Genomic DNA, 18,285 nt, shown 5'->3' with positions numbered 1-18,285 from the left:
AGTGGACGGCAGCCCCGGTCGGCGCGTGACGGGGATCAGCCGGGGAGCCGGTCCATGATCCAGGTGCACAGTTCTTCGGTGATGGCCGTGTGCGCGGTGGTCGTGGACGAACAGAGGGTCCTTCCTGACCGCCTGCGGCTGCGGCTGCGGCGAGGGAGAGGACCGGCTCGCCGAGGCGTTGGCCGACGAGACGGCCCTGGGCACAGCACCGGACGCGGCGGACCGGGCGAGCCGCTCCCAGGAGTGCGACGCCGACGACCGTTTCGTGGTCGTCGGGACGCGATACCGGTACGGCGGTGCGCCGAAGACGGCCGTGCGGCACTGCCGGGAGGCCGCCCAGGCCGGCAGTTGGCGGCCTCGGACCACGGACGGCGGTGAGATCGTGCCCGGCTGCTTCACCAAGTCGGTGGACGGGACGACCGCGTACCCGGGTGTGGAGAGCCCGGAGAAAGACGTTCTCCACGTGGAGATCGTCGCGGACCGCGCGGAGCCGGAATGGTGCTGAGTCCACGATGTCCGCCTGACCGAATGCCTGGAGGCGCGAGGTGCGCGGAGGCGTACGGCGGGCCCTCCTGCTCAGGTCCTTCCTCGGTGGCCGCCGTCCGGCCGGCCAGGCGTTCGTAACGCTGTCTGGCTGCCTGGGGGTACCGAGGCCGAGGCCGAAGGCGATCTCCTGCCAGGTCATCCCGCGGCCTCGGGCCATCTGGAGGAGGCCGGTTTCCAGTTCGTCCAGCTCTCCCCGGACCAGCGGCACGAGGCTCAGCGCGGCCGTGACGTCGGCCCGGTCCACCTCCGGTTCCCCGTCGTCCCCCTGCGCGGCTCCGCTGAGCGGGAACGACACCAGCCTGACGGCTTCGTGCGGGCCGAGGGCCGAGGGATGGACCTGCCTGCGGCGCTGCTCGGCCGTGGCCGCGTGCCGCTCGGCGATGCGGAGGAGGGACGCGTGGACGCGCTGTGCCCGCGCCTGCTCCGGCTGCGGGGGCGTGAAGGGGTCGGGGCGTCATTCGGAAGTCGGCGGCGTGGGTCAAGGGCGAGGTGCCACACAGTCACATGTCAACGAGCCGCTCTGAGCAATCCGTTCAAGCGACCTGTGCCACTAGGGATCACCCCGAGAAGCGGGCCCCGGACAGGCGGGGGCGGGCTCCTCTTCGCGCAGGATCCCGGTGGCGCGCCTGATCACCAGGATGGAGTCCGTCCGAAGCGCTGCTCCTGAGAAGCGGGAGAACCCGTACATGAATGCCCGTCGCCCTGTCCGTGTCGCCGTTTCCTCCGTGTTGTTGGCCGGGCTGGCCCTCGGCCCTCTTGCCGGGCCGGCCGCCGCCCGTCCCCCCGGGACAGCGTCCGCGGCGGCCGTCTCGTCCGTCGGAGTCGCCCCTGACCCTGCCGGTCCCGACGTCGGCGCTCTGGAGAAGGCCCTGACCGGACTCCCCGACGGGGACGTCTCGGCCGCTCTCGTCCGGGTCGGGGGCGAGGGGAGCTGGGCGGGGGCCGGCGGGGTGCGGGATCTGCGGACCGGGGCGCCGGCTCTGGAGAACGCCCGGTTCCGGGCCGGGTCGACGACCAAGGTGGTCACCGCGGCGCTGGTGCTCCAGCTCGTCGCGGGGGGACGGGTCGAGCTCGACGCGCCCCTCACCCGCTATCTGCCCGGTCTGCTGCCGGCCTCCTTCACCGAGCCGCCGACCGTGCGGCACCTGCTCACCTACACCAGCGGTCTGCGGCCCGGGGCGAACCTCGGCTCGACCACCGAGGAGATGTACCTCCACCGGTTCCGGACCCTCAGCGCCGAGCGGGTGGCGGCCACGGCGGTCGCGAAGGGGCCGGCCTTCGCGCCCGGGGAGCGGCAGGTGTACCAGAACATCGACTACACCGTGCTCGGCCTGCTGGTCGAGAAGGTGACGGGCGACCGCTACGAACACCGGGCCGACGTACGGATCTTCCGTCCATCGGGCATGCGGCACACCGGCTTCCCCGCCGGGCCGGACCCGCGTGTCCACGGCCCGCACCACCGGGCCTACACGGACATCGGCGGCCGGACCACCGACGTCACGGAGTGGAACATGTCCGACCGCTGGGCGGTCGGCGACATGATCTCCACCACCGCCGACCTGGAGCGGTTCCTGGTGGCCCTGTTCCGGGGCCGGGTGGTGCCGCAACCGCTCCTGGACCAGATGTTCGTCGTCCCCGACGTCGAGGGCGCGTCCTACGGCATGGCGCTGCAGCGCTTCGTCCACGACGGGACGGAGATCTGGGGCAAGACGGGGTCCCGTCCCGGCTACCACACGGTGCTGGCCGCGACCCGGGACCTGTCCCGGACGGTGGTGTACTCGGTGAACGCCAAGAGCGCCCGGGAGGACGGCTTCCCACTCGTCGCCCGGTTCGCCCTGCCTGCCTTCAACCGGTAGGACGTACAGGACGTGGGGACCGGGAAGGGCGCCTCCCCTGCCGGGGGGTGCTCTTCCCGACCGCGCCGTCACGCCCCCCGCCCGGGCGGGTTCCGTGCCGGGTCACGGTGTGGCCGCTGTGCCCGGTCCCGGCGTTCGCGCCGCACCCCGCCCCGGTAGGGTTCGGTTCCGGGAAGGGGAAGGTGAAGGATCCGGATGAGCAGGTGTCTCGGCCTTCGAAGGCTTCGCGGGTTCCGCGGGTTCGACCGGAGTGTGCTGATCGCGGCCGCCTCGGCGACCGCTCTGTCGCTGACGGCGAGCGGCTGCGTGGTGGTGCACGGTGAGCGGGAGGTACTTCCGGCCATCACCCGCGCCGAAGCGGCCACGGCGCTCCAGGAGTTCACCGCCGCCTACAACAAGGCCGACAAGGCGTACGACAGTTCCCTGGACGCCGACCACACCACCGGCGCGCTGGCCGACATCGACACGGCGCGGCTGACGGCCGGGAAGGCCAACAGCCCGGACGGCAATCCACGGCACGCGCCGCTGAAGCTGACCGACGCGACGTTCACCATCCCCAAGAAGGCCGGCTGGCCCCGCTGGTTCCTCGCGGACGCGGCCGGCAACAAGGGCGGCGACTCCCGCTGGCTGCTGGTGTTCACCCGCAGCGGGCTGGACGAGACCTGGCAGGCGGCGTACCTGACGCTGGTCGCCCCGGAGGAGATACCCGGGTTCGCGGTGGACGAGGACGGCTGGGCCGAGGCGGTGCCTGCGAACGCGACCGACGTGGCCGTACCGCCCGGCGAGTTGAGCGCGGCGTACGCGACCTATCTGAAGAACGGCGGGGACGGCGGCAGCACCGCCTTCGCCGAGGGGCCGCACACCAGCGCGTGGCGGGCGCTGCGGACGAAGCAGTCGGCCCGGCCGGGTCTGGCCACGCAGTACATCGACGAGCCGATGACGAACGGCGACTACGCGCCGCTGGCGCTGCGTACCGAGGACGGCGGGGCGCTGGTCTTCTTCACCACGCGCCACTTCGAGAAGCAGACGGCCGCAGCCGGGACGTCCGTGCCGACGCCGAACAGGGACGTACTGGCGCTGACCACAGGCGAGATACGGCGGACCCTGACGATGGAGTCCGTGTCCAACGAGGTGGCTCTGGCCCCGGGCGACGGTGACGACGGCGAGGTGGAGATCCTGGGGCGGATCCAGGGACTGACGTCGGCGAAGGGCGCGTAGCGCGTCCGCCGCCGCCCTGCGGCGTGACCGGACCGCGGGGGCCGGGGTGTCGCGGCGGGTCAGCGGCGCGAGGGCCAGGCCGCGGCGGCCGCCTGGTCGGGGTGCTCGCCGGCGTGGCGGGCGCAGGCGTCGGTGAGGTACTCCAGCAGGCTCAGCGGGTCGGGCAGCGGGTGCTCGGGGCCGCGGAGCCAGTGCACCGACCGGCTGTCGTCGCCGGGCAGCCGCGCGGGCGGTACCAGGACGTACGAACCGCGGCAGTGCCAGCGCAGGCCCGGATGCTCGTCCATCGTCTCGGGGTGGCAGTCCAGCTCGCACGGCCACCACTCGTCCTCGTCCTCGGGGGTGCCCCGGGTGAGGGTGAAGAACAGCATGCGGCCGTCGTCGCTCTGCGCGACGGGACCGACCTCGACCCCCGCCTCCAGCAGGCGCTCCCACGCCTCGTGACCGGCGTCGAGGGGCACGTCGAGTACGTCGTGCACCATGCCGGTCGCGGTGATGAAGTTGGCCTGCGGCTGGTGGCGGGCCCAGCGTTCGATCTGGGCGCGGTCGGTGGTGGACTGCGACTGCCAGGCGAACGAGACGGGGTGCCGGGCGGGAGTGGGACAGCCGACGCGGTCGCAGGAACAGCCGTACCCGGCCGGGTGGGCGGCGGGCGCGAGCGGGAGTCCCGCACCGGCGGCGGCGAGCAGCAGAGCCTCGCGGCCCCCTTCGTCGACGGCCGGTTCCGGGCGGCGCCCGCGCAGCCACCGGGAGAGTTTGCCCCGCCTGCCGGCCCTGCCGCCGAACTCCGCGCTCATCTAGCTCCTCGCCTCGCCGTCGTGCTCCACAGCATGCCCCATGGTCTCACCATCCTGCGCCTCCGGGGGCCGGAGCCCACCATCGGCGCAGCCGGGACAAGCGGGGCCCGGACGTGACGAGGGGTGCCCCACGGGGCGAAAGGTATACCCGCAGGTGCACTCGCCCTTCGGCTCCGGGCCCGGTCAGCGGGGTGCGATGCCGCCCAGGGCGTAGTCGACGAGGGTGTCGGTGTACTCGTAGGAGATCGGCCCGGTGTACTGCAGCCAGCGCTGGGCGAGTGGTGAGACGAACAGTTCCAGGGCGATGCGCGGGTCGATCCCGGGGCGGACGTCGCCCGCCTCCTGCGCGGAGCGCAGCCGGTCGACGTAGAGCTGGAGCGAGGGTTCCAGCAGCTTGGCGACGAACCTCCGGCCGAGCTCCTCGTTGACGACCCCTTCAGCGGCCAGGGCGCGGGAGGGCGCCTCGAACGCCGGGTTGTGCAGCTCGTCGACCGTGGCGCGCAGGACGGACTTGAGGTCGGCGGCGAGGTCCCCGGTGTCGGGGATGCCCTGGCCCTGCGGCCCTCCTTGCCCGTCCTCGGCGGTCCCGCGCTCCTGCGCGGCGGTGCGGGCGGTCTGCTCGCCGAGGTCGAGGAAGGCCTCCATCAGGACGTCCGCCTTCGACGGCCACCACCGGTAGATCGTCTGCTTGCCGACGCCGGCCCGGGCGGCGATGCCCTCGATCGTGGTCTTCGGGTAGCCGATCTCGACCACCAGGGCGATGGCGGCGTCGTAGATGGAGCGGCGGGAGCGCTCGCTGCGGCGGGCGGAGTCGGGGGACGAGGAGCTGTTCGAGGCCATGTCTCGAATTTACCAGGTTGACAAGACGATGCGTCTCGCCCGAGAGCGAGAGTAAGCGAGACGACACGTATCGCCACGCGTCCGAAAGAGGGAGATGACCATGTCCCGAGGCGGATCCGGAAACATGCTGGGCGTCGGCGGCACCCGGCAGCGTTTCGGCCGCGAGGCCCTGCGCGGCGGCCGCATCGGCGGCGGGCTCGACAGATCCCGGGCGACCGCCACGACCGGCGACGCCTCCGGACCCGCACACGCGGGCCCGCACACGCGGGCACGATCCGCGCGCACAGGGCCAGCGCCCGGGCCGATGGCGCCCGACGCGTCCACCGCTCCGGCACCGCCCGCCCACCGGCGGACAACAGCAGCGGTTCCGGTTTCGGGCCCCGACGAGGAACTGACGCACCAGCAGGAGGCGTCGCATTGCGCCCGTGGATCAACCACTGACGCGGGAAACCGCCGGGAAGACCGATGAAGATCTTCTAGGCGTTCGCGGTCTCGTCCGGGTGGAGGGCGTCCAGGATGAGGGTGAGGCCGAAGGTGAACTCGTCGGCGTAGTCGTAGCCGGACGCGAGGACGTGCTCGGTGGCCAGTTCGGTGAGGTGGGGGTAGGCGTCGGCGGGCATGTCGCGCACGAGGGCGCCTGCGACCTCGTCCAGCCCCGCCGCGCCCGTGAACGGCAGGCTCAGCTCCTGGAGCACGAAGCCGTACAGGTAGCTGTCGATCAGCGAGATGGCGTGCGCGGTCATGGGGACGGAGAACCCTCCGGCACGCAACACCCCGATGACGGCGTCGTGGTGGCGCAGGGTCGCGGGGCCGGGCTGGGAGCGGGAGTCCATGAGGCCGATGGCCCACCGGTGGCGCCGGAGGACGGCACGGGCGGAGGCCGCGCGATGACGCATGGCACTTTTCCAGTCCGTGTCGCGCGGCGGCAGGTCGATCTCGCCGAACACCGCGTCCACCATGCCGTCGAGGATGTCCTCCCGGCCCGCCACGTGGTGGTAGAGCGACATCGCCTCGACTCCCAGCGGTTCGGCGACGGCCCGCATCGTGAGCGCGGCCACCCCCTTCTCGTCCGCCACCGCCACCGCCGTACGTATCACGCGCTCGCGACTGAGCGGGGTGCGCGCCGACGCCCCGCGCCGACGCTTGCCTCCCTCACGCATCCGCCCCTCCTGCTCGCCCCTCTTGACTGCCTTACGGTGTAAGTCTAGCGTGCCTTACAACATAAGGTAAGCGTTCCGGTGAAAGGACTGTGCCATGGGTACGGATCGCGTGAAGAAGGTCTGCGTCGTCGGGGCTTCGGGGAAGCTCGGGCAGTACATGGTCGGGCACGCACTGGAACGCGGTTACGAGGTGGTCGGCGTGTGCCGGGAGCGCAGCGTGCCGAAACTGGCCGGGTTCGAAGGCCGGATGACCGTCGTTCCCGGACCCACGAACGACCCGGAGGTGATCCGGCGGGCGGTCGCCGGGTGCGACGGGGTGCTGACGGTCCTGGTGCCCTGGGGTGTACAGCAGTACGCGTCGGGCACGGCGCAGGCGGTGCTCGACCATGCACGGCCGGGCGCCCGCCTGGTCTTCTCCTGCGGCTGGCACGTCACGCGCGACGGCAAGGACACGTACTCGCGGATGTTCACCATGGGCGTCCGGATCGCCGCCGCGCTGGGCAAGCTCGCCCGCGCCGTCGAGATCGACGACCAGGTGGAGGCGTGCCGACGGGTGTTCGCCAGCGAGACCCGGTGGACCGTGGTGCGCGGCAGCAGCCTGGAGGAAGGCGAAAGCCAGGGTCTACCGGTGTGGAGCCGGCACGTGGGCGATCCGGTACTGGCCAGCAACCTGACACGCCGGGTGGACTTCGCGCTGTTCATGGTGGAAGCCCTCACCAACAACACGCTCGTCCAGGAGGCCCCCGCGATCGTCGGCTGCCGAACTCCCAGCGCCTTCGCCCATACCGGCGGCTCTCACCGCCTCCCGGGACAGAACACCTAGGTCCTGTCTCGAGTTTCCCGTCGTCGCCCGAAGGGCGGCCTTGCGGCGTCTGGTGCGGTGCATCGGTGTGCGGCCGGATCGCCCCCGTACGGGACGTACCTGGGTGATTCGGCCGTGCGGCGTCGGCCGTGCCAGACGCCGCACGGCCGACGGGAAACTCCAGACAGGGCCTAGTACGCCTCGCCGGCCGGCGGCGGCCAGGGGTCGCCCCAGTCGGTGTCCCGGGCCGCCCGGTACAGGTCGCCGTGGCGTTTGGTGACGGTGGCGCGGCGCAGGGCCGGATCCGTCTCGCAGAGGTCGAGGAGGACCTGGCCCTTGCGGATCTGCGGCTTGCGGACGACGCGGGAGGGGGCGGGGCTCACCGGGAGGCGGGTGGCGGCGACGTAGCTGAACTTCTCGTCCTCGTAGGCGAGGGAACCGCCCTTGACCTGGCGGTGCAGCGAGGAACGGCTGACCCGCGCCGAGAAGTGACACCAGTCCGTGCCGGGGACGATCGGGCAGGCAGCACTGTGCGGGCAGGGGGCGGCGGCCCGGAAACCGGCCCGGATCAGCCGGTCGCGAGCCTCGATGACCCGGGCGTAGCCGTCGGGGGTGCCGGGTTCGACGATCACGACGGCCCGAGCGGCACCGGCGGCGGCGTCGACGAGGGCGACGCGGTCGGCGCCGGTCAGTTCGTTGAGGACGTAGGAGACGGTGACGAGGTCGGCGGGCCCGAGGGGGAGCGCGGCGCCGATCCGGGAGCGCTGCCAGCGGGTATCCGCGAGGGCGGGGTGGGCGGCGGCGAGTTCCCGGCCGAGGGCGAGGGCGGGCTCGGCCCAGTCGAGGACGGTCACCGGCCTCTTCCCCTCCCAGGTGGCGCTCGCCGCCCAGGCCGCGGCGCCGGTTCCGCCACCGATGTCGAGGTGGTCGCCGGGCGTCCAGCCGGGCACCGCGTCGGCGAAAGCCGCCAGCGCGGACCGTACGGCCTCGAAGGTGGCGGGCATCCGGTACGCGGCGTACGCGGCGACGTCCGCGCGGTCGCGCAGGATGGGCGCCGCGGTCGGGGTGGCGCCCCGGTAGGTGGCGATCAGCCGGTCGACGGCCTGCGCCGCCTGCCGCGGCGGAAGCCCGTCGAGCAGTCCGGCGAGCGCGCCGCGCAGGGTGTCGGCGGGCGAGGCGGGAGCGGGGGCGTTCACCTCGCGATTCTACGGCGTGGGCGGACGGCCCCCGTCACCGGCCACGACGCCACACGCACTTCGCCGCGGCGGTCGTCGTCGGAAGGAGTCCAGGAGCGGGACGAACGCCCGCGGAAGGACGGGGCCCACGCCGGGACCGGGTTCGAGCGCGCCGGCGGTTTTCGCCGCGACGGTGCCATCCGCCGCGTCGGCCGCCCCGGCCCGGCGGGCGTCGCCCGTCCATGGCGCTTTCACTTCCCCCGGACCGCGCGGGCCACGCGCGTGGCTGCGGCGGCGCGGGGGGCGTGGGACGGGGTCGACGGGCGGCGGGGGTGGACGGTGTTGGCCAGGAGGACGAGGTAGGTGTCGGTGGCGCGGTCCAGGACCAGGGAGGTGCCGGTGAAGCCGGTGTGGCCGGCCGCGCCCCGCCCGGCCAGCTCCCCCATGAACCACGGCTGGTCCACGGCGAAGCCCAGGCCCGGTGGGGCGAGGAGCAGGTCCACGAAGTCGGGGCCCAGGATGCGTGCGGGGCCGTACGAGCCGCCCGCCAGCAGGGTGCGGCAGAAAACCGCCAGATCGGGGCCGGTGGAGAAGAGACCGGCGTGGCCCGCGACCCCGCCGAGCGCCCAGGCGTTCTCGTCGTGCACCTCGCCGCGCAGCATGCCCCGGTCCGCCCTGGCCCAGGGCCGCCGCTGGTCCTCGGTGGCCGCCGCGCCCGGGCAGGGGCCGAAGTCGGTCGCGGTCATGCCGAGCGGCCGGGTGATGCCGTCGCGGACGAGCGTGTCGAGGGTGTGGCCGGTGAGGCGCTCCAGGAGGTGCTGGAGCAGCAGCATGTTCAGGTCGGAGTAGCAGTACGTGCCGGGCACCGCGGTCGGCCGCTCCGCGCGGAGCCGGTCCAGGCGCTCGACGTCGTCGGCGCAGGCGTACAGCGGGAGTTCGGGGCGCAGCCCGGAGGTGTGGGTGAGCAGTTGCCGGACGGTGATGCGGTGCCGTACGGCCGCCGGGAAGTCCGGCAGGTACGAGCCCACGCGGGCGTCGATGCCCAGGGTGCCGCGCTCGACCTGCTGCACGGCGGCCACCGAGGTGAACAGTTTGGTCAGGGACGCCAGGTCGAAGGGAGTGTCCACGGTCATCGGCACGCGGTCGCCGGGCGGCAGTTCCAGCGGGGCCCCGGCCCGCTCGTCGTACGCCGCGTACCGTACGGCCCAGCCCGCCGCCTCCTGCACGGCGAGCACCGGGCCACGGCCGGCGACCACGACGGCGCCCGCGGCCCAGGGGTGTTCCCCGTCGGTGCGGGCGCGGACCTCCCGGACCAGGGCGGCGAGTTCGCGGGGGTCGAGCCCGGCCCGTTCCGGTGTGCCGCGGCGCAGTCTCGGCGTGCTCAGCTGCCCGCCTCCGCTCTCTCGGTGCCAGTGGTTCCGTTGGTTCCGCCGGCTGTGCTGCTTCCGCCGGCCGCGCGGGGACGCAGGGTGATTCCGTCGTCCGTGGCTGCGCGCCCGCGCCAGGGACGGCACATTCCCAGGAAGCAGGCCGATGCCACCAGGGCGGCGGTCAGTTGGACGACGCCCATCGGAACGGCGGTGTCCTCGCCCGCGATCCCGACCAGCGGGGAGGCGATGGCACCGATGAGGAAGGACGACGTGCCGAGCAGGGCGGACGCGGAGCCCGCGGAGTGCTTGATCCGCATCAGGGCGAGCGCCTGGGTGTTGGGCATGGTGATGCCCATGGCGGACACCAGCACGAACAGCGCGACGGCCGTCGGCACCAGCCCGACGTCCCCGAACACGCCCAGCGCCATCAGCAGCACCGCGGTCGAGGCGGTCACGACGACGGCCAGGCCGAGGCCGAGCACCCGGTCCAGCCGGACCCTGCCGACCAGCACCTTGCCGTTGATCTGGCCCATGATCACCAGGCCCACCGAGTTGATCCCGAACAGCAGGCTGAACGTCTGCGGTGAGGCCCCGTAGATCTCCTGGACGACGAACGGGGAGGCGGCGACATAGGCGAAGAGGCAGGCGAAGGCGAAGCCGCCGGTGAGGACGTAGCCGGTGAAGGCCCGGTCGGCGAGCAGCCTGCGCATCGAGCCCAGCGCCTCGCCGACCCCGCCGCGGTGACGGTCGGCGGGCTCCAGCGTCTCCGGCAGCTTCACCCACACCACGGCCGCCATCAGGACGCCGAGGGCGGTGAGGACGACGAAGACGCCCCGCCAGTCCGTCACCCGCAGCACCTGCCCGCCGATCAGCGGCGCGACGATCGGGGCGACGCCGGAGACCAGCATCAGGGTGGAGAAGAAGCGGGCCATGGCCACGCCGTCGTACAGGTCACGGGCCACCGCCCGCGCGATGACGATGCCGGCCGCGCCCGAGAGGCCCTGGGCCAGCCGGAAGGCGATGAGGAGTTCCACGCTGGGCGCGATCGCACACAGCGCGGTGGTGACGACGTAGGCGGCGAGACCGACGAGCAGCGGCCGGCGGCGCCCCCACCGGTCGCTCATCGGCCCCACCACCAGCTGCCCGAGCGCCATACCGGCCAGGCAGGCGGTGAGGGTGAGCTGGACGGTGGACGCGGCCGACCCCAGTGACCGGGTGACCTCGGGGAGCGCGGGGAGGTACATGTCCACCGCCAGCGGGGCGGTGGCGGTCAGGCTGCCCAGGATGAGCGTGACCAGGAGGGTCGCCCGGGTCGCCCCGGTCACCCGTACCGGGTTCCCGCGGCGGCTCCCCTTGCCCGCGGTGGCTGTCGAGGCGGCCGTGCCCGACGCCGTACTCGATGTCGTGGTGAATATGGACTCCCTGCCCTCGGCCATACGGCCCCTCCCTCTTCGGTTCGTGCGCCCCCCATGTTCTCAGCCCGTACCGGGTGCTCGCCGGGAGCGGCGATCTCGGGTGAAGATGTTCGCGAGGGTGTCATGGGAGCGCTTCCACGGAAGAGTGACCGGGACCACGAACGAATCACGAACCACGAACGAGCAAGGGCGGGACGGATGACAGGGCAGAACGTGCGCTGGGGAATTCTGGCGACGGGCGGGATGGCCGCGACGTTCACGGCGGATCTGGTGGATCTGGTGGATGCGGAGGTCGTGGCGGTGGCCTCGCGGTCGCCGGAGCCGGCCAAGGCGTTCGCCGAGCGGTTCGGGATACCGCGGGCGTACGGCGACTGGGAGTCGCTCGCGCGGGACGAGGAGATCGACATCGTCTACGTCGCCACCCCGCACTCGGCGCACCGGGCCGCGGCCGGACTGTGCCTGGAGGCCGGGCGGAACGTGCTGTGCGAGAAGCCGTTCACCCTCAACGCGCGCGAGGCGACGGAACTGACCGGCCTGGCACGCGACCGGGGACGCTTCCTGATGGAGGCCATGTGGATGTACTGCCACCCCATGGTGCGGCGGCTGAAGGCGCTGATCGACGACGGCGCGATCGGCGAAGTACGCACAGTGCAGGCCGACTTCGGGCTGGCGGCGAACGTCCCCGCGTCGCATCGGCTGCGGGACCCGGCACTGGGCGGCGGCGCGCTCCTGGACCTCGGCGTGTATCCGGTGTCGTTCACGCAGTTGCTGCTCGGGGAGCCGTCGGACGTCGTGGCGAAGGCCACGCTCTCGGAGGAGAGGGTCGACCTCCAGACGGGCGCGCTGCTCTCCTGGGAGAACGGGGCCGTCGCGTCGGTGCACTGCTCCATCGTCGGCGGTACCGCGACCTCCGCGTCGGTCACCGGTTCCGAGGGCCGGATCGACATCCCGTACGGTTTCTTCTTCCCCGACCGGTTCGTGCTGCACCGGGAGGGCCGGGACGCCGAGGAGTTCACCGCGGACCCGGCGGACGGAGCCCGCAACACCCTCAAGCACGAGGCTGCCGAGGCGATGCGCGCCCTGCGGGCCGGTGAGACCGAGTCCCCGCTCGTCCCACTGGACGGCACGCTCGCGGTGATGCGGACGCTCGACGTGATCCGGGCCCGCATCGGCGTCCGCTACCCCGGGGAAGCCGACTGAGCCGGTTCGCAGCCAAGCCCTCCGGACTTCACAAGCTGCACAAACGGAATGAGACAGTCCGCAGCATTGCGGCCGGTGGCGGCCATATGCCCATCCCTCCCGCATCAGAGCTTCGCATGTGAGGGCGACGGCTTCCGCGGGCTCCGCAGACCACATCGAGGGGGAGGATGCGGCAGTCGTTCCACCGCACCGGTAGGGGGCGGACCCGCGTGGGACCGCGGGGTACGCACCGGTGGGTGGAACGGCTGCCGAGCAGCCGCCCCACAGCACCGGCCACATCACCCGAACGGCGGGCGGCCACAGGCCGGGCCGGGCGCCGGAGTGCGACGGTGGTCACGCCCAGCGACTGGGACTGGGACTGGGACTGCTCGGGGACCGGGAGACGACGTGACCTGTTACGACCGACGTGATCTGGGCCTGCTGCTGCTCCGGCTGGGGACGGGGGGTGCCCTGGCGGCACACGGCGCACAGAAGCTGTTCGGCTGGTTCGGCGGGGGCGGAATCGAGGGCACCGGCCAGTTCATGGAGGACATCGGCTACGCACCGGGCAGGGTCAGCGCGACGACGGCGGGCCTCGCGGAGGCGGGCGGCGGCGCGCTGCTCGCGCTCGGCCTCGCCACTCCGGCGGCGGGTGCGGCGGCGGCCGGGGCGATGGCGGGCGCGGCCGCCGTGCACGCGCCCAACGGCTTCTTCAACCAGGAGGGCGGCTACGAGCATGCCGCGACCCTGGGTCTGACGGCGGCCGGCCTCGCCGTCACCGGGCCCGGCCGTCTCTCGCTGGACCACGCCCTCGGTCACTCGGCCGACCGGGACTGGATGGTCGTCGTGGCCTTCGCCGCGACCGCGGCAGCCACGACGGTGGTTGTGGGTGCACGCAGCCGACGCCTGCGCAGGGCGCGGGAGGGCGAACAGGAAGTCCTGTTCGCCTGACGTCCGACCGACGACCCGCCGGTCGGACGGTTGGCCGGGCGTTGTGGGCGCCCGGTGCCAGGGTCTGCCGTATGAGCGACCCGAATCCGATCATCCCGATGCCGAGGGTCAGCCGAGATACGGCCGGAAGGGATAGCAGGGTGATCTTGCGGCCGTAGGCGAGCTGTTCAGCTCTCGGCTCCGTCTTCTGCGAGGACGCGGTAGACGGAGGCGACGGATGGGTTCTGGCCCTTGTTCTTGCCGGTGGGGATGAAGAGCTTGGCCGCGATCTCGGGTACGGAGACGCCGCTGGCACGCAGTGAGCCCTTCCCAGTAATGGATCATGACGTTGCGTGATCGTTCAGATGGTGCGGTCGTATTCGAGTTGGAGCAGGACGAGGGCTGCGGCGGCGATCTTCGTGATACGGCTGGGGTCGAGGCTGACCCTGCGCAGGGCCTTGAAGGTCGTCTTGAGCAGGGAGTTGGCGCGCTCGCAGACGCCGTGGATGCCGCGGATGACCTTGTTGTACGTCTGTTGCTCCTCGGTCAGCTCGCCTCCGGCGGGCTTCTTGAAGGGATGGCGGAAGCCGTCGCCGGCGTTCTCGTAGCCGAGGTCGACCAGGGTCGGCATGTCCAGTTCGGCCGCGATGCGGTTGAGTGCCTCGACCAGCCCGTGGTGGCGGGCGCAGGTGGTGTCGTGTTCCCGGCCCGGCCGTACGGGCGAGACCCAGATCGGCCGGCCGTCCGGGGTGGCGATGACCTGCACGTTCCCGCCATGGTGCTTGTGTTTTCCGGACCACCAGAGGTCTGCGCCGTTGGGGCCCGGGGCGGCGACGCGGTCCGTGCGGATGACCGTACCGTCGAGGTTCAGATGCGTCAGCCCGGCTGCCTTCGCACGCTCCAGCGCGGTGGACAGGTCCGGTGCGCCGGCGGCCAGGACGGCCAGTCCTTCGTGGAGGTAGCGGTAGGAGGTGGAGACCGACAGGCCGTTGTCGCGGGCGAGTTGGGCCAGTCGGGTGCCGTCGAGGAACCAGCGCAGCACGAGCACGGCCTGCTTGAAGCAGCCCAGCGCGCGTCGCCCCTTGCGGGTCCTGGCCACGATTCGGTGGTCGCGCAGGAGACCGGCCAGGTGCTCGGCGGTGGACCGCCTCACATCGAGCACGGCGGTGTATGTGACACTGGTCGGCACGTGAGGCCCCTCGGTCGGATCTTTCTGTCGCAAGATGTTCCTACCAGGGGCCTTACGCCTGCCCGGACTTGGGGGATACCGCGGACCGCGCGACGCGCCTCCCGCTCACGGACGGTGACCGACGGTTACTGGGAACAGCTCACTGTAACTCACCGCGCACACAGGGCGAACGCCCGCATAACCACGACGGAACCGGGCTCCCCCAGCCTTTCGATCCCTACCCGAAGAACAGCGAGGAGAACTCATGTCCAGCACGGCCACCCGTCAGCACGCGTCCGTGAAGGCTGAGGTCAATTACGCGGGCGAGATAGAGGGGCGCGCCCTCTTCGACGCCGCGGACCCGTCCCGGACCAATCTGGCCTTCGTGCCGCACACCGTCGAGATCCATGACGCCCGCCCCTTCCAGGACGAACTGAGCCTGGACCGCGAGGGTTTCCAGCTGGTCCGGCACACCAGCTCGGTGGTCCACTCCACCGACCTCGCGGTGCTGGACCGCGTGTACCACCAGGAGATGGCCGAGCTGGTCAAGCGGGTGACCGGCGCACGCGAGGTGATCGTCCAGCGCAGCGGTCTGGTGCTGCGCACCAGCGAGCGCGCAGAGGAGCGGGTCGGCACGACACCGGCCCGCTTCGCGCACCTGGACTACACGCAGACATCGGCCGAGCAGTTCCGCGAGGCCGTCCTGACGGCCGAGGACATCGAGCCGGCACCGTACCGCCGCTACGCCATCTACCAGGCATGGCGTGCCACTTCCACTCCACCGCACGACAGCGTGCTGGCACTGGTCGACGCGACCACGGTCGGCGGGGAGGACACGCGCCTTTCTACGGCGTCTTCGGCCCGGAGGGCGCGCCCATGAGCCTGCTGGAGGCCCAGTTGGGCAAGGCGTCCGCGGACCACCGCTGGCTCTACTTCTCGGGCATGACCGCCGACGAGGTGATCCTCTTCAAGGGGTTCGACTCCGACTCCTCCCGGGCCACAGGCGTCATGCACACCGCGTTCGACGACCCGACCGCCCAGGGCGGCTCCCCGCGCGCGAGCATCGAGTCCCGTTTCTTCGCCTTCTTCGACTGACCTTCCGGCCCGGGGCCGGGCACGACCGCCGTAGCCGGCATACCGCCCCGCGCGCCTGGCCACGGCGTCCGCGTGGCCGTGCGCGCCGGGCGGTACCGGGCACGCGTACTGAGGAGCTTCGTTGAGCAGGCTGCGTTGGCTGACCGCGGGTGAGTCCCATGGTCCGGCACTTGTGGCGACGCTGGAGGGGCTGCCCTCCGGTGTGCCGATCACCACGGAGACGGTCGCGGATCATCTGGGGCGGCGTCGGCTCGGGTACAGGCGTGGTGCGCGGATGAGGTTCGAGCGGGACGAGGTCACGTTCCTGGGGGGTGTCCGGCACGGGCTGACGCTCGGCTCCCCGGTCGCGATCACGGTGGGGAACACGGAGTGGCCGAAGTGGGAGCGGGTGATGGCGGCCGACCCGGTGGATCCACCGGTGCCGGCCGGGCAGGGCCGCGGTGCGCCGCTGACCCGGCCGCGTCCGGGGCACGCGGATCTGGCGGGGATGCAGAAGTACGGGTTCGACGAGGCACGGCCGGTTCTGGAGCGGGCGTCGGCGCGGGAGACGGCGGCGCGGGTGGCTCTGGGGGCGGTGGCGCGGTCGTATCTGAAGGAGACGACCGGCATCGAGATCGTCAGCCATGTGGTGGAACTGGGGTCGGCGCGGGCGCCGGCCGGGGTGTGCCCGACTCCGGCCGACGTGGCGCGGCTGGACGCGGATCCGGTGCGCTGTCTGGACGCGGACGCGTCGAAGGCGATGGTCGCCGGGATCGACCGGGCGCGCAGGGACGGCGACACCCTGGGCGGCGTGGTCGAGGTGCTGGCCTACGACGTTCCGGTCGGCCTCGGCTCCCATGTGCACTGGGACCGCAGACTGGACGCGCGGCTGGCCGGTGCGCTCATGGGCATCCAGGCGATCAAGGGCGTTGAGGTCGGTGACGGGTTCGGGCTGGCACGGGTGCCGGGTTCGAGGGCGCACGACGAGATCGTGGGCACGTCCGGGGGCATCCGGCGGGTGTCGGGGCGCTCGGGTGGTACGGAGGGCGGTCTGTCGACGGGTGAGCCGCTGCGGGTGAGGGCGGCGATGAAACCGATCGCGACGGTGCCGCGGGCGCTGAGGACGGTGGATGTGACCACCGGTGAGGCGGCCCGGGCGCACCACCAGCGCTCGGACGTCTCCGCGGTACCGGCGGCCGGGATCGTCGCGGAGGCGATGGTGGCGCTGGTGCTGGCGGACGCGGTGGCGGAGAAGTTCGGCGGTGACAGTGTCGCGGAGACCCGGCGCAACGTCCGCTCCTACCTCGGCCATCTGGCCGTCCGGTGAGCGCGGTGCCCGTGGTCGTGCTGGTCGGGCCGATGGGCGTGGGCAAGTCCACCGTCGGACGGCTGCTGGCCGGCCGGCTGGGCGTCGGCTTCCGGGACACCGACGACGACGTCGTCGCCGTTCGGGGCCGCAGCATCGAGGAGATCTTCGCGAACGAGGGCGAGGGTGTCTTCCGGACGCTGGAGAAGGAGGCGGTCGGACGGGCGCTGGCCGAGCACGAGGGGGTTCTGGCTCTGGGCGGGGGTGCGGTCCTGGACGGGGACACGCGCGGGCTGCTGGCCGGAGCGCCGGTGGTCTACCTCGCGATGGACGTGCAGGAGGCAATCCGGCGTACGGGGCTGCACGTGGCCCGGCCGCTGCTGGCGGTCGCCCCGGGCAGGCAGTGGCGCGCGTTGATGCGGGCGCGGCGGCACCTGTACGAGGAGGTCGCCACGGCCGTCGTCGCGACCGACGGCCGGTCGCCGGACGAGGTCGCCCGGGCCGTCCTGGACGCACTCGACGACTCCCTGGTCGCGTAAGGACGTCGGTTGTGCGGCCCGGTCCTCCCGACCGGTCCGGACTCGCGCTTCCCGGATGATCCGTCCGAACCCGACGGGCGGTCCCCCGCCGGCCGCGCTCGACGCGAACCGCACGGGGCACGCCGGCGGCAGGATCGCGCTGCTGCCCTGAAGGCAAGCGTTTCCGTCCACTGCCGACGGACCTCGCGCAGGCGAAGTCCGTCGGCAGTCGTGCCGGATCGCCTGCCGCGTCGCCGGAGACCATCATGGAGCCACCGGCCGGCGCCATGGCATGACCGCGGGGGCACCTGCGCATCGGCGGGGCGGACCCGCGGTTACCGATGGTCCCGTGTGTGAGCCGATGATGGTCAACGGCGCGTCCGCGCCGCGACCAAGGGTGAGAAAGGGCGGACCAGTGGCACGGGACACGCGGATCACGACGGCCGAGCAGGCGGCGAACGACCAGTTGGTGTTGGCGTTTGGCTGGTTGCAAGGGTCCGCGAACCGGCTGGAGTACATCCTGGGGCGAGCCGTCGAGGAGGAGTGCGGGATCTCTCACCTGATGTTCGAGGTGCTGCTGATTCTGGGCCGGGCAGGAGAGCCGGGGATGTCGATGCGGGCCATCGCGCAGGAGCGGGTCCTCACCACGGGCGGCGTGACCCGGCTGGTGGACCGGATGGAGGCGGCGGGTCTGGTGGCTCGCGCCGAGAATCCGGGCGATCGCCGGGGACGGCTGGTCAGACTGACCCGGCTCGGGGAGGAGACCGTGGTGCGGGCCGCCCGTCTCCACGTGGAGAACGTGCGGCGGTACCTCCTCGACCCGCTGCCCGCGGAGCGGCGGGAGCAGTTCGCACGCGATCTGCGGACGCTGAGCATGTCTGCGCGCGACGCACTGCCCCGTCTGCGGTGAGGATCCCCCGGGCGCCGCTGC

18 protein-coding genes and 1 pseudogene are annotated in these 18,285 nt (G+C 72.4%); 11 read left to right on the top strand and 8 right to left on the bottom strand.

Features of this window, described 5'->3' with window-relative positions; translation table 11 throughout:
• Window positions 1-178: 178 nt before the first annotated feature.
• Complete coding sequence (locus HUV60_RS24650) at window positions 179-505, top strand: hypothetical protein (RefSeq protein ID WP_257849382.1); 327 nt, start codon at window positions 179-181, stop codon at window positions 503-505.
• A gap of 64 nt (window positions 506-569) precedes the next feature.
• On the opposite strand, the pseudogene HUV60_RS24645 reads toward HUV60_RS24650, so the two are convergent.
• Window positions 570-994, bottom strand: a pseudogene (locus HUV60_RS24645) (DNA-binding protein); the annotation flags it as partial.
• 238 nt (window positions 995-1,232) lie between these two features.
• Between HUV60_RS24645 and HUV60_RS24640 the strand changes: the two are divergent.
• Window positions 1,233-2,402 carry a serine hydrolase domain-containing protein gene (locus HUV60_RS24640; RefSeq protein ID WP_257849380.1) on the top strand — a complete coding sequence of 390 codons (1,170 nt, stop codon included), beginning with the start codon at window positions 1,233-1,235 and terminating at the stop codon, window positions 2,400-2,402.
• A 195-nt stretch (window positions 2,403-2,597) separates the two neighbouring features.
• Complete coding sequence (locus tag HUV60_RS24635) at window positions 2,598-3,620, top strand: hypothetical protein (RefSeq protein WP_257849379.1); 1,023 nt, start codon at window positions 2,598-2,600, stop codon at window positions 3,618-3,620.
• A 59-nt stretch (window positions 3,621-3,679) separates the two neighbouring features.
• On the opposite strand, the gene HUV60_RS24630 is transcribed toward HUV60_RS24635, so the two are convergent.
• From HUV60_RS24630 to HUV60_RS24620, 3 genes are all read right to left on the bottom strand, one after another.
• Entirely contained in the window at window positions 3,680-4,417 is a 738-nt protein-coding gene (locus tag HUV60_RS24630) for a bifunctional DNA primase/polymerase (protein WP_257849378.1), read from the bottom strand.
• Between the two features lie 183 nt (window positions 4,418-4,600).
• Window positions 4,601-5,257 carry a TetR/AcrR family transcriptional regulator gene (locus HUV60_RS24625; protein WP_257849376.1) on the bottom strand — a complete coding sequence of 219 codons (657 nt, stop codon included), beginning with the start codon at window positions 5,255-5,257 and terminating at the stop codon, window positions 4,601-4,603.
• A 476-nt stretch (window positions 5,258-5,733) separates the two neighbouring features.
• Window positions 5,734-6,417, bottom strand: coding sequence for a TetR/AcrR family transcriptional regulator (locus HUV60_RS24620; RefSeq protein ID WP_257849375.1), 684 nt, complete (start codon window positions 6,415-6,417; stop codon window positions 5,734-5,736).
• Between the two features lie 94 nt (window positions 6,418-6,511).
• Here HUV60_RS24620 and HUV60_RS24615 point away from each other — a divergent pair, with 94 nt between their 5' ends.
• The gene (locus HUV60_RS24615) at window positions 6,512-7,240 is read left to right on the top strand and encodes an NAD(P)-dependent oxidoreductase (RefSeq protein WP_257849374.1); all 729 of its coding nucleotides are present in this window, start codon (window positions 6,512-6,514) and stop codon (window positions 7,238-7,240) included.
• A 170-nt stretch (window positions 7,241-7,410) separates the two neighbouring features.
• Here HUV60_RS24615 and HUV60_RS24610 read toward each other — a convergent pair whose 3' ends face one another.
• From HUV60_RS24610 to HUV60_RS24600, 3 genes are all read right to left on the bottom strand, one after another.
• A complete protein-coding gene (locus HUV60_RS24610) occupies window positions 7,411-8,415 on the bottom strand; it encodes a small ribosomal subunit Rsm22 family protein (RefSeq protein WP_257849373.1) in 1,005 nt (334 codons plus the stop codon).
• A gap of 230 nt (window positions 8,416-8,645) precedes the next feature.
• Complete coding sequence (locus HUV60_RS24605; protein ID WP_257850239.1) at window positions 8,646-9,764, bottom strand: serine hydrolase domain-containing protein; 1,119 nt, start codon at window positions 9,762-9,764, stop codon at window positions 8,646-8,648.
• A gap of 11 nt (window positions 9,765-9,775) precedes the next feature.
• Window positions 9,776-11,200, bottom strand: a complete 1,425-nt coding sequence (locus tag HUV60_RS24600; RefSeq protein ID WP_257849372.1) for a multidrug effflux MFS transporter — start codon at window positions 11,198-11,200, stop codon at window positions 9,776-9,778.
• Window positions 11,201-11,377: 177 nt separating this feature from the next.
• Between HUV60_RS24600 and HUV60_RS24595 the strand changes: the two genes are divergently transcribed.
• Both HUV60_RS24595 and HUV60_RS24590 read left to right on the top strand, forming a co-directional pair.
• Window positions 11,378-12,379: a Gfo/Idh/MocA family protein gene (locus HUV60_RS24595; protein ID WP_257849371.1), complete on the top strand. Its 1,002-nt coding sequence runs from the start codon at window positions 11,378-11,380 to the stop codon at window positions 12,377-12,379.
• Between the two features lie 387 nt (window positions 12,380-12,766).
• On the top strand, window positions 12,767-13,309 hold the full coding sequence (locus tag HUV60_RS24590; protein ID WP_257849370.1) for a DoxX family protein: 543 nt from the start codon (window positions 12,767-12,769) through the stop codon (window positions 13,307-13,309).
• A gap of 340 nt (window positions 13,310-13,649) precedes the next feature.
• Here HUV60_RS24590 and HUV60_RS24585 read toward each other — a convergent pair whose 3' ends face one another.
• Window positions 13,650-14,477: an HARBI1 family protein gene (locus HUV60_RS24585; protein ID WP_269441233.1), complete on the bottom strand. Its 828-nt coding sequence runs from the start codon at window positions 14,475-14,477 to the stop codon at window positions 13,650-13,652.
• Between the two features lie 244 nt (window positions 14,478-14,721).
• On the opposite strand from HUV60_RS24585, the gene HUV60_RS24580 reads away from it, so the two are divergent.
• From HUV60_RS24580 to HUV60_RS24560, 5 genes are all read left to right on the top strand, one after another.
• Window positions 14,722-15,336 (top strand): CmcJ/NvfI family oxidoreductase, encoded by a 615-nt coding sequence (locus tag HUV60_RS24580; protein ID WP_257849369.1) that lies wholly within the window; start codon window positions 14,722-14,724, stop codon window positions 15,334-15,336.
• Window positions 15,333-15,551, top strand: a complete 219-nt coding sequence (locus HUV60_RS24575) for a CmcJ/NvfI family oxidoreductase (protein WP_257849368.1) — start codon at window positions 15,333-15,335, stop codon at window positions 15,549-15,551. Before HUV60_RS24580 ends, HUV60_RS24575 begins: the two co-directional genes overlap by 4 nt.
• A 121-nt stretch (window positions 15,552-15,672) precedes the next feature.
• Complete coding sequence (gene aroC / locus HUV60_RS24570; protein ID WP_257849367.1) at window positions 15,673-16,857, top strand: chorismate synthase; 1,185 nt, start codon at window positions 15,673-15,675, stop codon at window positions 16,855-16,857.
• Between the two features lie 32 nt (window positions 16,858-16,889).
• Entirely contained in the window at window positions 16,890-17,375 is a 486-nt protein-coding gene (locus HUV60_RS24565; protein ID WP_257850238.1) for a shikimate kinase, read from the top strand.
• A gap of 394 nt (window positions 17,376-17,769) precedes the next feature.
• Complete coding sequence (locus HUV60_RS24560; protein WP_257849366.1) at window positions 17,770-18,264, top strand: MarR family winged helix-turn-helix transcriptional regulator; 495 nt, start codon at window positions 17,770-17,772, stop codon at window positions 18,262-18,264.
• Window positions 18,265-18,285 lie beyond the last annotated feature (21 nt).

This window comes from Streptomyces sp. KMM 9044 (genome assembly GCF_024701375.2).
In the GTDB taxonomy this organism is placed as follows: domain Bacteria; phylum Actinomycetota; class Actinomycetes; order Streptomycetales; family Streptomycetaceae; genus Streptomyces.
This window is presented reverse-complemented; position numbering and strand designations above follow the sequence as displayed.

Excerpts from the sequence above, each read along its gene's own strand:
- HUV60_RS24640 (WP_257849380.1), top strand. The coding sequence starts at position 1,233 with ATGAATGCCCGTCGCCCTGTCCGTGTCGCCGTTTCCTCCGTGTTGTTG.
- HUV60_RS24635 (WP_257849379.1), top strand. The coding sequence starts at position 2,598 with ATGAGCAGGTGTCTCGGCCTTCGAAGGCTTCGCGGGTTCCGCGGGTTC.
- HUV60_RS24630 (WP_257849378.1), bottom strand. The coding sequence starts at position 4,417 with ATGAGCGCGGAGTTCGGCGGCAGGGCCGGCAGGCGGGGCAAACTCTCC.
- HUV60_RS24625 (WP_257849376.1), bottom strand. The coding sequence starts at position 5,257 with ATGGCCTCGAACAGCTCCTCGTCCCCCGACTCCGCCCGCCGCAGCGAG.
- HUV60_RS24620 (WP_257849375.1), bottom strand. The coding sequence starts at position 6,417 with ATGCGTGAGGGAGGCAAGCGTCGGCGCGGGGCGTCGGCGCGCACCCCG.
- HUV60_RS24615 (WP_257849374.1), top strand. The coding sequence starts at position 6,512 with ATGGGTACGGATCGCGTGAAGAAGGTCTGCGTCGTCGGGGCTTCGGGG.
- HUV60_RS24600 (WP_257849372.1), bottom strand. The coding sequence starts at position 11,200 with ATGGCCGAGGGCAGGGAGTCCATATTCACCACGACATCGAGTACGGCG.
- HUV60_RS24595 (WP_257849371.1), top strand. The coding sequence starts at position 11,378 with ATGACAGGGCAGAACGTGCGCTGGGGAATTCTGGCGACGGGCGGGATG.
- HUV60_RS24580 (WP_257849369.1), top strand. The coding sequence starts at position 14,722 with ATGTCCAGCACGGCCACCCGTCAGCACGCGTCCGTGAAGGCTGAGGTC.
- HUV60_RS24575 (WP_257849368.1), top strand. The coding sequence starts at position 15,333 with ATGAGCCTGCTGGAGGCCCAGTTGGGCAAGGCGTCCGCGGACCACCGC.
- HUV60_RS24565 (WP_257850238.1), top strand. The coding sequence starts at position 16,890 with ATGGGCGTGGGCAAGTCCACCGTCGGACGGCTGCTGGCCGGCCGGCTG.